Raw genomic sequence first — 14,094 nt, forward strand, 5'->3', positions numbered from 1 at the left:
GGGTCAGGCGGTTCGCCGGAGACGCCCGGCGTACCGCGACTCGAGGGCGAGGTTGTGCTCGTCCCCGCCGGGGACGTTGGCGGAGAGGTAGATAGGGGGTACCTCCCCGGCCTGGTGGAACCGTCGTACGACCTCAGCGGTCAACAGCTGCGCCAGCAGCGCCGTGGTGACCGAGGAGACCGCACAGACCGCGCCGCCGCCCTCGAGCGGCAGCAGTGCATCGCCGTACGGCGCGCCGTTGTCCAGCACGACGTCGGCGAGGTCGGCGAGCCGATGCCCGGACGGGTGCCGTGGGGCGACCCGTGCGGTGTGCTCGACCGAGGTGACCGCGATCAACGGGTGACCGCGCTCGGTGACCAGCGCCGCCAGCTCGACCACCGAGCCGTTGATGCCGGATTGGGATGCCACCACGAACACGTCCCGCGGCTGGGGCGCCGCGAGCGCGTAGATCTGGTGGGCGATGGAGGGGTCGCGTTCCAGCTTGGGATCGGCGAGCACGTCACGCGGGGCGTCACCGTGCATCACCAGGTCCCGTACCGACAGCCGGTTGGTGGGGACCAGACCGCCGGCCCGCGCCACCAACTCGGCGGCGAACGCCTCGGAGTGACCGGCTCCGAACGCCTGGAGCACGCCACCGTCGCGCAGGCTGTCGGCGATCAGGTCGGCGGCCCGGGTGATCCCGTCGGCCTCCGAGTCGAGCAGCCGGTCGAGCACCGGGCGGACGGCGTCCGCGTACCCCTGGGCGCTGATCATGAGACGCTTCCCTTCGCTGCCTTGTGCCCGTCGACGGCCTGCGCGGTACGCCGGAAGGCCGCGTGCGCGCGGTCGTGCGTCCGTTGGGCGACGGCGATGTAGAGCAGGTCGAGCACGACGAGCTGCGGGTGCCGGGCGGAGAGTGCGTCCGGTCGGAAGGTCGTCGCCTGGCTGGCGGTGAGCAGCACGATGTCGGCCAGCTCGGCCAACGGTGAGCGGGGGAAGCCGGTGAGCGCGAGCGTGGTGGCCCCCCGGCTGCCCGCCTCGGCGAGCATCTCGATCGTCTCCCGGGTCTGCCCGGTGTGCGAGATGCCGAGCGCCACGTCCCCGGCACGCAACAACGCGGCGCTGGCCAGGCCCTCGTGCACGTCGTTCCACGCCCACGCGGCCACGCCGATGCGGTGCAGGCTGAACTGCATCTCCTCGCCGACCAGCGCGCTGCCGCTGGCGCCGAAGATGTTCACCCGACTGGCGCCCGCGATGGCCACCGCGGCCCGCTCCACCTCGGCGAGGTCGAGCAGGGTGGCGGTGTCGTGCATGGCCCGGGTGTCGGCGGCCATGATCTGGTCGAGCACCCGTCCGAGCGGGTCGCTCGGCTGGATCTCCCGTCCGATGTCGATGGTCCAGCCGGCCGAGCGGGCCCGACCGGTCTCGGAGGCGATGCCCAGCCGCAGGTCGGCGTACCCCTCGAAGCCCATCGCCCGGCAGAACCGGGTGATGGTCGCCGGTGAGGTGCCGCTTCGCTCGGCAAGCTCCACGATGGTGGATCGGGCGGCGGCCTCCGGGTCGCTCAGCACGTGCTCGGCGACCCGGCGGAGCGCGCCGGTCAGCTCGCCGAGTCCGTTGCGGACGCGGGCCAGCACCCCGTCAGAGGCGGAGCTCCTGCGGTCGACCACGTCAGCGTCGACCACCGCGGTCCCCGCGGCGGTGTCCACCTCGTGATCAACCATGGGTCGCCTCACCTTTCCGAAAAGACTGTTAACTGTTAGTGGTAAAAGTTCTTACTGAAGGCCCCTCTGTGTCAAGACTGTGGGCGAAGTTTTCAAACTGTTACCTGGCGCACAAGCCTCCGCGCCCGCCGGATCTTGCCCCGCGCGGCCGGGCCGACCAGCATGAACAGTCCCGAACGTCGTCCAATCCAAGGAGACCCGTGCCGATGTCCGACACCGTCGTGGTCGGCCTCGACATCGGCGGTACGTCCACCCGGGCGACCGCCCTGACCCTCACCGGACGACGCGTCGGCACCGGCCGCGCCGGCGGCGGCAACCCGACCAGTCACGGCGCACAACGCGCCGCCGTCGAGCTGCTGACCGCACTCCGCGCGGCCCTCGCCGACCTCGACCCGGCCCGGGTGGTCGCCGGCACCATCGGCCTGGCCGGCGCGGCCCGACTACTCGCCGATCCCGCCGGGCGCGCCGCCTTCGACCAGGCCTGGCACGACGCCGGCCTGCGCTGCCCGTACGCCGTGCACGGCGACGCCCTCGTCGCCTACGCCTCCGGCACCGCCGAACCGGACGGCACGGTGCTCATCGCCGGCACCGGGGCGATCACCGCGCAGGTCCACGACCTGCGCCTCGACCGGGTCGCCGACGGGCACGGCTGGCTCCTCGGCGACGCGGGCTCCGGCTTCTGGCTCGGTCGCGAAGCGGTACGCCGACTGCTCGCCGACCTGGACTCCGGCCACACCCTCGGCCCGCTGACCACAGCGGTACTCGCCGAACTGATGGGCAGCACCGAGATCGCCGCCCGCCCACGGGACACCGTCGACGCCACGATCCAGGCCGTGACCCGCCGACCACCGGTCGAGCTGGCCCGCCTGGCCCCACTGGTCAGCACCGCCGCCGCCGAGGGCGAACCGGTCGCCACCGCGCTGATCGCCGAGGCGGCGGCGCACCTGGCCGAGAGCGTGAGCCGGATCCGCCCGGCCGAGGCGAGGACACCGGTCGTCCTCGGTGGCGGGCTGCTCACCGGCGACACTCCGCTGGCCACCGCCGTCCGGGCGGAGATCGCTCGATTGTGGCCGGACGCCCGCCTACGCACCGCCGGTGACGGGGCCCTCGCCGCTGCCTGGCTCGCCGCCCGTGACCTGCACGAGGTCAGCGAACCGGCCGCCCTGCACGCCCGCCTCTTCCCGACAACCTGAGACATCCGAGCCGCCGCCAGACGGCCAAGATCCGCGCACTATCGGTGAAACTGCTGCCTCGGCGAGCCGTGAGGCAGCAGTTTCACCGAAGTTGCGCGGATCATGGGGGCGGAGCGGGGGCGCGGGGCGGGGCGGGGGCGCGGGGCAGGCCCTACTTGAGCTGCCCTGCGGTGAGGCCCGCCTGCACCTGACGCTGAAACGCCACGTAGACCGCCAGCACCGGCAGCACCGCGATGCTCAGCCCGGCGAAGAGCCGGGCGTAGTCGCCCGCGTAGCCCTGGCTCACCGACAGCGCGAAGAGCCCCTGGGCCAGCATCCACTTGGAGTCGTCGCCCTGCATCAGCACCTGCGGCAGCAGGAACTGGTTCCAGTGACTGAGGAAGTTGAAGATCGCGACGCTGATCAATCCCGGACGCGCCATCGGCAACATCACCCGGAAGAAGAGCCGGAAGTGCCCGCAGCCGTCGACCATGGCGGCCTCGGCCACGGCGGTCGGCAGGGTCCGGAAGAACGCGGTCAGGAAGAACACCGTGAACGGCAGCGAGTACGCCGCGTACACCAGGATGAGCCCTTTCCAGGTGCCGAAGAGGCCGGCGTTGCGGACCACGAAGAAGAGCGGCACCAGGGCGAGGAACACCGGGAACATCAGGCCGCCGACGAACAGGTAGTAGACGACCTGGCGGCCGCGGAACTCGTAGCGGGCGAAAACGTACGCGGCGGTCGCGCCCATCAGCATGGTCAGGGTCACCGAGCCGGTGACCACCACCAGGCTGTTGAGGAAGTACCGGCCGATGTGCGCGCCCGTCCAGGCCCGCGCCCAGTTGTCCAGGTGCAGAGTCCCGGGGAGCCCCCAGGGGTCGGCCAGGATCTCACCGTTCGTCTTGAACGAGCTGACGAACATCCACAGCAGCGGCAGTACGGTGAGCAGGCCCCAGAGCAGCAGGAACCCGTGCGAGAGGGTGTTCCCGATGCCGAGTTCCCGGCGCACCGGACGGTCCCGACCGGCGGTCGGCGTGGGCGTGGGGCTGGGCTTGGTGGGCTGATCAAGAGTGGTCACGAGTACTCGATCCGATCGCGCCGGCCGACCCGCAGCGACAGCACCGCCACGGTGAGGGTCAGGAAGAACATCACCACGCCGATCGCCGAGGCGTAGCCGAACTTGGTCTCGCTGCCGAAGGCGGTGTCGTACATCCGTACGCCGATCACGTCGGTCGAGAAGTTCGGGCCTCCGTTGGTCATCAATTGCACGAGGATGAACCCGTCCAGGGCGAAGATGGCCAGGTAGACCCAGGCGACCTGGATGGTGTCCCAGAGCAGCGGCAGCGTGACGCGGCGCAGCGTGGTGAACCGGGACGCTCCGTCGAGCAGGACCGCCTCGTAGATCTCCTTCGGCACGGCCGACATCGCGGCCCCGAACAGCACCACGTAGAAGCCGACGTTGCTCCAGACCATCACCGCCAGTACGCACCAGAACGCGGTCGCGGGGTCGCCGAGCCAGGTCGGCGCGGGTAGCCCCACCGCGTGCATTACTCCGGTGAGCAGCCCCTGGTTGGGGTGGTACACCTCCTTCCACAGCAGCGCGATGATCACCACGGAGAGCACCTGCGGGAAGAAGTACACGGTGCGGTAGAGCGCTCCGCCGCGTACCCCGGTCACGCCGGCACGGCCCTTGCGCCCACCGAGGGCGAGCATGCTGGCGAAGAAGAGCCCGAGCAGGATGGTCAGCACCGGCACCAGGCCCAGCAGGATCGCGTTGTTCTTCAGCGCGTTCCACACGTAGCCGTCGTGCCACAGCGTTCTGAAGTTCGCCAGGCCCACCGGGTTGGCCTCGGCGGAGTAGCCGAGCCAGTCGGTGGTGGAGATCTGGAACGCCTGCAGGTACGGCGAGACGACGAAGAACACGTACAGCAGCACCGGTGGCACCAGGAACACGACGATCAGCGGCCACTTGCCATGTCTCACGAGGAGGACCTCTTCCGTTGGGGTGCGGCCGGTGGGGGCGACAGCTCCCCCACCGGCCGGTCGGGCCGTCAGACCGCTCGCTTGTACTTCTTGATCGAGCTGTCCTGGGCGATCGAGTCGGCACCCTTCTGGCACTGGTCGAGGAATTCCGCGGGGCTCGTCCGGCCGCTGAAGAACTCGCCGCACGCGGCGTCGACGAGGTTGCGCTCCAACTTGCGGTAGTAGTTGTTGTAGACCCAGTTGAAACCGTTGGCACCGGACGCGTCGAGGGCCTTGACCACGCTGTTCAGCCCGTACGGCAGGTCGACGCCCTCGGTGGCGCCGGCGACCACGGTGAGGCTGGCGACCTTCTTCGTGAAGTCCTGGGCGCCCTTCTTGGACAGCATGGTCCGGAAGTACTCCAGGCCACCGGCGCGGTTGCGGGCCTTGGCGGGCACCATGAACGGTTCGCCCGCGGTGCCCCGGATCGCCTCGAACGGCAGCTTGTCGCCACTGCCCAGGCTCGGCGTCGGCGCGATGGTCATGTTGAACCCGGCCGGGGTGACGTCCTTCTGCTCGCTCTCCAACCAGGAGCCGCAGGAGATGAACGCTGCCTTGCCCTGGCACCAGGCGGTCTGTGACTGCTTGTGATCCAAACCGGACGAGCCGTCCAGGATGTACCTGTCCTTGACGATCTGGTGCCAGGCGTCGGCGGCGGTCCGCATCGACTCGGACTTCCAGGCGTTCGGTTCCAGGTTGTCGATGGCGGTCGCGACCGACGGGCCGCCGAGCTTGATCGCGGTGGCGATCACCGGCCAGCTCATGTAGCGCGGGTGCAGACCGGCGTACGTCCACGGGGCGATGCCGGCGGCCTTGATCTGCTTGCAGAGGGCGATGTGCTGGTCCCAGGTCTTCGCGTACTCCCAGGAACGGTCGGTGAACAGCTTGTCGGAGTACCAGATGCCGTAGGCGGTGTACGTGTAGTTGAGGACCAGGAACGTGCCGTCGTACGAGCCGACCTCGACAGCGCCGGGCAGCAGGGTGTCCCGGACCGTCTTGCCGGGGACGTCGAGGCTCGGCGCGTCGAGCAGCTCACCGAGGTCGGCGACGGCGTTCTGGCTGACCAGCCCGTTGAAGTCGATCTGACCTGCTCCGGAGTTGTTGACCACGTCCGGAGGGGTGCCGTCGACGAAGCGGGGCTGGAGGGTCTTGCTGATCTCCTGGGTGGCGGAGTGCCTGACCTTGGCCTTCGGGTACTTCTCGGTGTACATGGCCTCGTGGGCCTTGGCGTACTCCTCGCCGAACCCGCCGCCGAAGATCACCACCTCGAGTGGGGCGTCCTCCTTCACGCCGAGCGGGTTCTCGGCGCTCTTGGTGCCCTGGTAGGTGGTGGCGTCGCTCTTGTCACCGCCGCCGCTGGTGGCGCAGCCGGCCAGCAGACCGGCGGCGGGGGTGGCCAGCACGCCGGCGGCAGCGGTACGCCGCAGGATGTCACGCCTGTTCATGGGGTCTCCTCGGGTCGGGTCGGGCGGGCCGCCGGTGTCAGGGGGAGGCGACCGCCGCGCGAGGCGCGTTGATTCTCTTCAGTTCATGCTCTGTTGCTGAAGAATTTCTACGACAGCCGGGCCCGGACTTCAAGTCCTGACGGCCGAACCGTTATCGCCACCAGCGGCCAACGGGGTGCCAACGCACCCCCTCGCGCCAGCCGACCGGCCGCACCCCGGCCGGCCGGGAGCAGCGCATCGACGGGCTCCACACGGCCATCAAGACCGTGGTCTTTATCGGACACCACTGCGACCGTTCGCGGTGGATCGCGTACCCGTCGACCCCGACTCAGCGCCGACGGCCCGAACCAGCCGGCGCGCCTGGGCTGGTCACGACCCGTCGGTCGGCGTCCCCACCCGGGGTGGTTCGGGCGTGCCGCTCGCCGTGCGGGCCCGATCGGCCCGGCGGGGGCGCAGCGGCAGGTGCAGCGCGGCGGCGACCACCGCGAAGGCCCCCCAAGCGGCGCCCAGCGCCACGGTCGGGGAGACGTCCTGAAGGTAGTGGTACGCGGTGAGGAAACCGACGAGCGCGAGGCTGTTGCGGGCGAAGTGCCGGCTGAACTCGACCAACTGACGACGCGCCTCGACAGCGACCAGCACCCCCGAGTACGGAAAGGTCACCACCATGCCGCGCAGCACGGCACCGAGAAGCGTGGTGAGAACCGCCCCGACGAAGATCACCATCAGCTTCAGCAGCGCCGGCAGCCCATCCCGTCGGGCATCGCCGGAGGGCCGCGCGTCCGCGAGGGCGGGTCGCGCGGGGGCACGTCGGCGCAGCAGCAGCATCGCCGCCAGCCACAGCACGAGCGTGCCGGCGAGCGCCGCCCCGAACGGCATGCCGACGGCCAGCAGGCCAGCGCTGAGCGCCACGTAGACAGCGATCCCCGCGCCGTCGGCGAGCAGGATCGGCCACCGCAGCCGCTGATGGCTGAACGCCACGGTGACGAAGAAGAGGTTGAGCCCGACCACACCCACCACCTGCGCGCCCTCCACCCGGTGGCCGCTGCTGACCAGGGCGAGAGTCATCGGCAGCGGCAGGCTGTAGACCAGCGCCCGGAGCCGGACCGAACGGATCAGGCTGACCGCCCAGACCACTGCCGTCAGCAGCAGGACCCCAGTCCACGTCATGGCGTACCCGCCTCCGCCCCGCGGGGAGCCGTCAGTCCTGGAAGGTCGCGGCGCTCGCGCAGAGGTCGAACACACGGGTGAGCCGGGCGACGTCGGTCCGGTTGACGGAGAACTGGTTCTCGCCGATCTCACCGTGGGCGGTCATGCGGGCCTCCCAACAACTCGACAGGTCCCACAGCGTCAGGTTGACGTGCAGGTGAGGACTGACCACACCGAGGGGCAGGAGGCCCACCCGCGCTCCGGCCGCGCGCTGCTTCTCGACCAGGGCGGACAACTCCTCGGTCAGGTTGGCGTAGACGAAGACCCGGGTGACCTGGACGCCCCGTTGCAGGGCCTCCACGTTGGCCTCCCAGTAGCGCCGGCCGATCTCACTGCGCCACCAGCTCAGCTCCCCGCTGACCCGGGGCATCACGTTGGTCAGGCCGTCCAGCCGGTGCAGGCACGTGCGGGTCGCGCCGGCCAGGTCCTCGTCCTCGTCGCCCCGCCGGACGATCCGACCGTACGCGAGTTGCTCGGCCTCCAACCGGAACTGCTCGTACCGCCGCTGCGCCTCCACCGCGACCCGGGTGCCCGCGTGCTGCTCGGTCGCGTCCCGGATGGCCCCGGCCAGCTCCGTCGTCGTCTGCGCGAGCCAGGGCGGACCCTCCAGCAGGGTACGAAGGTGGAACCGGCGCTCCGCGCGGGCCAGCGAATCCACCAACAGCGGCATGGTGATGCCCATCAGGCCGGCCAGCAGCGACTCCACGCCGGAGGCAGCGTTGCTGAGGTCGAGCGCGATGCTGAGGGTGATCGACAGCGTGATGCCGACCAGGGCCACCGGGTCGGTGTGCGCCACCAGGCGGAGGAAGCCGCCGGCAGAGGTGCTGCCACGTGCCCGCAGACGGGCCGCGTCACGGGTCATCGAAATCCCCCAATCAGCCGCTGCCGCCAGCGTAAACACCAGCTACAACAGCCCGTGGCGGCACACCGGTAGCATCCGGCAGGTGCACAGAGCGGACACAACTCCGACGGTCGCCGAGCGGATCACGCAGGACGTCCGGGCCTGGGTCTGCTCCACTGCGCTGCGCGGCCTGGTCCGCCACTTCGGCGGCGGCTGGCCCGCCGGCGACCTGGCCGAGGTGCTGCGGTTCCTGGACGACTTCTCCGCCCGCCACTGGGATTTCCGGGCCGGTCGGGAGCGGCCCGACGCTCGCGAGCCCGACCTCGATCCCGCCACCACTGCCCTGGTCCTCGACACGGCCGCCGCGCTCGGGCTGATCCACCCGGCGGTGCCGGCCCGCCCGGCGTACGCCCACCTGGTGGTGCTCGGCGGCCTGGCGCACGCCTGTGTCCGCCGCGTCGGGTACGCCGCGCACCTGCTCCGCGCCGGCCTCACGGTGACCGGTGAGATCGCCGTGTTGGGCAGCTTCCGGCCGCTGTCGGACTGGGAACGCCGAACCCTGGCCGACGCGGGCCTGCCCGCCGACGCCACCGAGGTGGACGTGCTGGACACCGCCGTCCGGCGGGTGTTCGAGGTGGCCGCCCCGGCCGAGCAGGCCGGCGTCGACGCCGGCCACCCGCACCACTCGTGGTCGTCGCGGACCTACCGACCGGCGGGCCTCCCACCGGTACGGGTGCTGGCCGCGCCGTCCAGCGAACCGGACCGTCGACGGGCCCACACCGCCGACACGCAACGCTTCTGGGCCGGGCACGTCCGACTCGCCCCGGGCGACGAGGTGCTGACGGTCACCGCGCCGATCTACGTACCGTTCCAGCACTGCGACGCGCTGCGCACCCTGGCCGTGCCCTACGGCTGCGACATCGACACGGTCGGGGTGGACCCGGCGGTGGCCGACCTGGCGGTCCTACCCGAGCAGACGCTCACCCCGGGCCGCTACCTTCAGGAGATCCGCTCGGCGATCCGCTCGATGCGCGCCCTGCACGCCGCGCTCCCATCCGGCTGAGGTCGTCAGCCGGCCGTATCGACGACGGCCTGGGCTCAGCCGGCCGTGTCGGCCACCGCCTGGGCGAAGACCTCGGAGCGGTGCTCGAAGTTGCGGAACCGGCCGTAGCTGGGCGCGGCCGGCGACAGCAGCACCACCCCGCCGACCGGGGTCACCTCCCGGGACAGCCGTACCGCGTCCACCAGGTCGTCGACCACCTCGGTCCGTACCTTCGGCAGGTTGGCGAGCGCCTCGACGATGCGTACGCCGCTGTCCGGAATACCGATCACGGTCAGCTCCCGCTCGGCCAGGTGCTCGGCCAACGGCGTGTAGTCCAGCCCTCGGTCGTTGCCTCCGACGATCACCGTCAACGGCCGCCCGTCGTACGCGTCGATCGCGTGCATCGCCGCGTACGGGCTGGTGGCGAGGGTGTCGTCGACGAAGGTCAACCCGGACGGGTCGGTGATCTCGGTGAGCCGGTGGGCCAACCCCTGGAACTCGGCGACCGCGATGGCGAGGTGGTCCTTGCCGGCCACCACGTCGACGCCGAGCGCGTCGAGGACGGCGAGCGCGACGCACAGGTTGCCCTCGTTGTGCCGGCCGACCAGCGGGAGCACGGCACGCGGGAAGAGTGGCTGGTCACCGAGGTGGAACCACTGTGTGCCGTCGGCGCCGGCGGCGACGTGGGTGCTGTCGGGGCGACCGGCCCGGACCGCCGGCAACTCCCCCAACTCGGCGGCGAGCCTCGGGTCGCCACCGTTGACGACGATCGTCTGCGGGTCGTGGGCGAGCAGGTTGAGCTTGTCCCGGTAGTACTCCCGCTCCCCACCGTGCGCGTCGAGGTGTTCGGGGAACAGCGCGGTGACCACCGCCACCCGTGGCGAGTCGGCGAGATCGCTGCACTGATAGCTGGACAGCTCCAGCACGTACAGCTCCGCCTCGGGCAGGTCCAGGGTCGGCACCCCGATGTTGCCGCCGAAGACGTTCGGCCGGCCCATCGCGGTGAGCAGGTGACTGATCAGGCTGGAGGTGGTGCTCTTGCCCTTGCTGCCGGTGACCCCGACGGTGCGGGCGGCGTGGTCGGCCATCCACAGCGCGGTGCCCTGGGTCACCATGACCCCGCGTCGACGCAGTTCGACGAGCCACGGGTGGGTCTGCGGCACGCCCGGGGAGCGGACCACCACGTCCGCGGAGGCCAACCGTTCGAAGCCCGCCTCGCCGGTCACCAGCGGGGCGGCCTCGGCCAACGGGCCTTCCCAGGGCAGCGACAGGAAGTTCGCGCTGTCGTCGACGGCGACCAGGTCGGCCGGGCCGTGAGCGGCGATCGCGGTCACAGCGGCCCGACCTTCCCGACCGGTGCCCCAGACGGCGACGGTACGTCCGCGCAGGTCAGACAGGCGCACTGGGCTCTCCTCGGGGGTCACGGTGGCGGCGGGGCAGGCCCGGTCCGGACACGGCCGGACGAACCAGGGCCTAGTATGGCGTGTGCCTAACGAGCAGCTCCGGCGGATGGACGCCTTCACCTTCCCGTCCTACTCGATCGACTTCGCCACCGGCGAGGTGTTGTTCGACTACGCCCTGACCGGTCCAGCCGGTGAGCAGCGGTTCACCGAGGCGATCACCCTTCCGCTGCCGGCGGAGCCACCCTCGGACGAGACCGTGGCGACCCTCAACCGGGTGCTCGAGGTGCTGCACCTCGTCGCCGGCGTCAGCTACTACAAGGCCGCCGCGCCGCCCCGGCTGGTGCTGCCGGCGCCGCTGGGCGCGGCCGTCGTCGACTACGTCACGGCCGTCTACACCAAGGGCCTCGCCGAGTACGCGTACCGCAACCAACTGCCGCACGTGCTCCAGCTGCGCCCCGAGGTGCCGGCAGGCTCGCCGGAGCCGCCCCGGGTGTACGACGACTCCGACCGTCGCCCCCTCTCCGCGGTCGGCGGTGGCAAGGACTCGATCGTCAGCCTGGAGGCGCTGCGTCGCGCCGAACTGGACCCGGTGCCGTTCTCGGTCAACCCGAACCACGTGATCGTGGCGGTCAACGAGGCGTCCGGGCTGACCCCTCTCGCTGCCCGGCGGCGGATCGACCCGGTGTTGTTCGACCTGAACAAGGCCGGTGCCCTGAACGGGCACATCCCGGTCACGGCGATCAACTCGCTGATCGCGGTGGCCACCGCCGTGCTGCACGGGCTCGGCCCGGTGGTGATGTCCAACGAGCGTTCGGCGTCCGACCCGAACCTGGTCTGGGACGGCCACGAGATCAACCACCAGTGGTCCAAGGGTGTCGAGGCGGAAGGGCTGCTGCGGTCGGCGCTGGCCGAGCACGCCGGCCTGACCGACCCGTACTTCTCGCTGCTGCGGTCACTGTCGGAGCTGCACATCGCCCGGCTGTTCGCCGAGATCACCCGGTACGACGACGTGGTGACCAGTTGCAACGCCGCGTTCAAGCTGCACGACGCGAGCGAGCGCTGGTGCCGCGACTGCCCGAAGTGCCGATTCGTCTTCCTGGCCATGGCGCCGTTCATGTCGCGGGAGCGGGTCACGCACATCTTCGGCGGTGACCTGCTCGCCGACCCGGAGCAGATCCCCGGCTACCGGGAGCTGCTGGGCGTGGACGGGCACAAGCCGTTCGAGTGCGTGGGCGAGGTCGAGGAGTCGGTGGTGGCCCTCGGTCTGCTCGCCGAGCAGGACCAGTGGCGCGACGCCCCGGTGGTCAGAGCCCTGGTCGAGGCCGTCCCCGCAACAGCCTGGTCCGCGGTCGCGAAGACGGACGTCTTCACCCCCGGCGGCCCCAACCACATCCCCCCAACCTACGCAAAAACCCTAAACCTCTAACCCCCTCACCCCGCTCCTGTTGATCAAGAGCTTTGCGTCACCGGCAGCGCGATTTCTGACGCAAACCTCTTGATCAACAAGGTGGAGGTGGGTGGGTGGGGTTAGGGGGTTCGGACTGCTTCCAGGGCCAGTAGGGCCACGTGTAGGGAGAGGCTGGCCTCCACCGAATCCAGGTCGACGTCGAGGATGCGGGCGATGCGGGCCAGGCGTTCGTAGAACGCGGGCCGGGACAGGTGGGCGGCGGCGGCGCCCGCGGTCTTGTTGCGACCCTGTTCGAGGTACGCGCGCAGGGTGTCGAGCAACTGCTCCCGGGGGTGCCGGGCGTCGTACTCCAACAGTGCGCCGAGTTCACGTTCCACGAAGGTCTGCAGGCGGGGCTCGTCGCGCAGCAGGTGCAGCAGCCCGGCCAGCCCGACGTGCGGAAGACGGAAGACCGGCAGGTCCCGCCGATCCCGGCGGGCGGCCTCGGCGATCTGCCGTGCCTCGACCAGGGAGCGTCGGGCCTCCCGCAGGCTCCCCACCCCGGAACCGGCGGCCACGATCACCGCACCCGCCCCGACACCCCGGGCCGGGTCAGCACCGGATGCCACCCGGGTCGCTCCGGAGTCGAGGCGTACCCGACGGAGTGCGGTGGCGAACGCGGACAGCGCGCGGTCCTCGGCGGCCGGGTCGGTCAGGGCCAGCAGCACGCCCACCGAGTTGTCGTCGACAGCGCTGGTCAGCGCGGTCAGCTTCACCTCCCGCAGCGCCTGACCGACCGCCTCGGAGAGGTCCCGCAGCCGGGCCTGACCCGCCTCCGGGCCGTTCTCCCCGACCAGGTCCTCGGCCCGGTGTCGGACCATCACGCCAACCAGGTGCCGACGGTCGAGCACCACACCGAGCGCCTTGGCCCGCAGCGCGACCTCGTCCACCGGCCGGGAGTGGTCGAGCAGCGCGGTGAGCAGGGTGCGGTGGATCTGCCGCTCCAGCCCTTCGGCGTCACGGCGGATCAGTCGACCCAACGCGAGCGTGGACGCGGCCCGTTCGAGGAGGATCGTGAGCCGGGTGGGCGGCCCGGCGGTCGGCTCGCCGGACTGGGCGCTGGGAACGTCGCCGCTGGCCGGCCAGCGCAGCAGCAGCCGCCCCCAGTCCTGACCTCGCGCGCCGACGGCCGTGACCAGCCAGCCACTGTCCGGGTCGTACGCGGTACGCCCGGTCAGGGGGATCCGCCGGGAGTGTTGCTCCCAGCCGTCGAGCAGCAGTTCGGCGCTCTCGCCCGCCGGGTCGTACCCGAGCACCTGCCGGGAGAGGTTCTCCAGGACCACCGGGCATCCGGACAGTTCGGCGGCCTGCCGGATGACCTCGGCGGTGTCGGCGCCCTCGACGGACAGGTCGTTGAAGCGCTGGTGGATCTCCTCGGTGGCGCGCAGCTCGGTGAGCTGCGCGTCGACGATCAGCGCGTGCACCGCCTCGGTGATCCGCACGAACGGGGTGGCCCGACGCAACTCCACCAGGGGAAGTCCACGCCGCTCGGCGGCGGCGACCATCACCCGGGGCACCCCGGTCAGGTAGCGGCGGCCCAGCTCGACGACGAGTCCGGAGACGCCGACGTCGGCGAGGTCACCGATGAACGCGCGCAGGCCCGCGTCGTCGCCGGGAAGGCCGATGCCGGTGGTGAGCACCAGCTCGCCGCCGCCCAACAGGGTGGCGATGTCCGGCACCTCGGCGATGTGTATCCATCGGACCGGCCGGTCCAGCCCCGCGTCTCCGGCAACGACGCGCGGCGCCCCGTGGCGTACGGGGTCCAGGGCGAGGACCTCACGGACGGTAGGGAACACGGCCGCCACGTTACCGT

General features: G+C 71.1%; 12 protein-coding genes. 3 read left to right on the plus strand and 9 right to left on the minus strand.

Features of this window, described 5'->3' with window-relative positions; all coding sequences use genetic code 11:
* Positions 1 to 3: 3 nt before the first annotated feature.
* Entirely contained in the window at positions 4 to 753 is a 750-nt protein-coding gene (locus tag O7631_RS27960) for an SIS domain-containing protein (protein WP_091403970.1), read from the minus strand.
* Entirely contained in the window at positions 750 to 1,703 is a 954-nt protein-coding gene (locus tag O7631_RS27965) for a MurR/RpiR family transcriptional regulator (protein WP_269683286.1), read from the minus strand. Before O7631_RS27965 ends, O7631_RS27960 begins: the two co-directional genes overlap by 4 nt.
* A gap of 206 nt (positions 1,704 to 1,909) precedes the next feature.
* On the opposite strand from O7631_RS27965, the gene O7631_RS27970 reads away from it, so the two are divergent.
* Positions 1,910 to 2,896, plus strand: coding sequence for a BadF/BadG/BcrA/BcrD ATPase family protein (locus O7631_RS27970; RefSeq protein WP_278147021.1), 987 nt, complete (start codon positions 1,910 to 1,912; stop codon positions 2,894 to 2,896).
* Positions 2,897 to 3,047: 151 nt separating this feature from the next.
* Here O7631_RS27970 and O7631_RS27975 read toward each other — a convergent pair whose 3' ends face one another.
* From O7631_RS27975 to O7631_RS27995, 5 genes are all read right to left on the minus strand, one after another.
* Positions 3,048 to 3,866, minus strand: a complete 819-nt coding sequence (locus O7631_RS27975) for a carbohydrate ABC transporter permease (protein WP_278148044.1) — start codon at positions 3,864 to 3,866, stop codon at positions 3,048 to 3,050.
* 83 nt (positions 3,867 to 3,949) lie between these two features.
* Positions 3,950 to 4,858, minus strand: a complete 909-nt coding sequence (locus tag O7631_RS27980) for a sugar ABC transporter permease (RefSeq protein WP_269683283.1) — start codon at positions 4,856 to 4,858, stop codon at positions 3,950 to 3,952.
* A 68-nt stretch (positions 4,859 to 4,926) separates the two neighbouring features.
* The gene (ngcE, locus tag O7631_RS27985) at positions 4,927 to 6,342 is read right to left on the minus strand and encodes an N-acetylglucosamine/diacetylchitobiose ABC transporter substrate-binding protein (RefSeq protein ID WP_278147022.1); all 1,416 of its coding nucleotides are present in this window, start codon (positions 6,340 to 6,342) and stop codon (positions 4,927 to 4,929) included.
* A gap of 369 nt (positions 6,343 to 6,711) precedes the next feature.
* Positions 6,712 to 7,509 carry a hypothetical protein gene (locus O7631_RS27990; protein WP_278147023.1) on the minus strand — a complete coding sequence of 266 codons (798 nt, stop codon included), beginning with the start codon at positions 7,507 to 7,509 and terminating at the stop codon, positions 6,712 to 6,714.
* A gap of 31 nt (positions 7,510 to 7,540) precedes the next feature.
* On the minus strand, positions 7,541 to 8,410 hold the full coding sequence (locus O7631_RS27995; protein WP_278147024.1) for a hypothetical protein: 870 nt from the start codon (positions 8,408 to 8,410) through the stop codon (positions 7,541 to 7,543).
* Positions 8,411 to 8,492: 82 nt separating this feature from the next.
* Here O7631_RS27995 and O7631_RS28000 point away from each other — a divergent pair, with 82 nt between their 5' ends.
* Positions 8,493 to 9,452, plus strand: coding sequence for a hypothetical protein (locus O7631_RS28000; RefSeq protein WP_278147025.1), 960 nt, complete (start codon positions 8,493 to 8,495; stop codon positions 9,450 to 9,452).
* Between the two features lie 35 nt (positions 9,453 to 9,487).
* On the opposite strand, the gene murD is transcribed toward O7631_RS28000, so the two are convergent.
* A complete protein-coding gene (gene murD / locus O7631_RS28005) occupies positions 9,488 to 10,834 on the minus strand; it encodes a UDP-N-acetylmuramoyl-L-alanine--D-glutamate ligase (RefSeq protein ID WP_278147026.1) in 1,347 nt (448 codons plus the stop codon).
* A gap of 82 nt (positions 10,835 to 10,916) precedes the next feature.
* Here murD and O7631_RS28010 point away from each other — a divergent pair, with 82 nt between their 5' ends.
* A complete protein-coding gene (locus tag O7631_RS28010) occupies positions 10,917 to 12,260 on the plus strand; it encodes a hypothetical protein (protein ID WP_278147027.1) in 1,344 nt (447 codons plus the stop codon).
* A gap of 101 nt (positions 12,261 to 12,361) precedes the next feature.
* Here the strand turns inward: O7631_RS28010 and O7631_RS28015 are convergent, their stop codons facing one another.
* Positions 12,362 to 14,086 (minus strand): PucR family transcriptional regulator, encoded by a 1,725-nt coding sequence (locus O7631_RS28015; protein ID WP_278147028.1) that lies wholly within the window; start codon positions 14,084 to 14,086, stop codon positions 12,362 to 12,364.
* Between the last annotated feature and the right edge of the window lie 8 nt (positions 14,087 to 14,094).

Source organism: Micromonospora sp. WMMD967 (assembly GCF_029626165.1).
In the GTDB taxonomy this organism is placed as follows: domain Bacteria; phylum Actinomycetota; class Actinomycetes; order Mycobacteriales; family Micromonosporaceae; genus Micromonospora; species Micromonospora taraxaci.

Coding starts and splice junctions, on each gene's coding strand:
- O7631_RS27970 (WP_278147021.1), top strand. CDS start 1,910: ATGTCCGACACCGTCGTGGTCGGCCTCGACATCGGCGGTACGTCCACC.
- ngcE (WP_278147022.1), bottom strand. CDS start 6,342: ATGAACAGGCGTGACATCCTGCGGCGTACCGCTGCCGCCGGCGTGCTG.
- O7631_RS27960 (WP_091403970.1), bottom strand. CDS start 753: ATGATCAGCGCCCAGGGGTACGCGGACGCCGTCCGCCCGGTGCTCGAC.
- O7631_RS27995 (WP_278147024.1), bottom strand. CDS start 8,410: ATGACCCGTGACGCGGCCCGTCTGCGGGCACGTGGCAGCACCTCTGCC.
- O7631_RS27965 (WP_269683286.1), bottom strand. CDS start 1,703: ATGGTTGATCACGAGGTGGACACCGCCGCGGGGACCGCGGTGGTCGAC.
- O7631_RS27990 (WP_278147023.1), bottom strand. CDS start 7,509: ATGACGTGGACTGGGGTCCTGCTGCTGACGGCAGTGGTCTGGGCGGTC.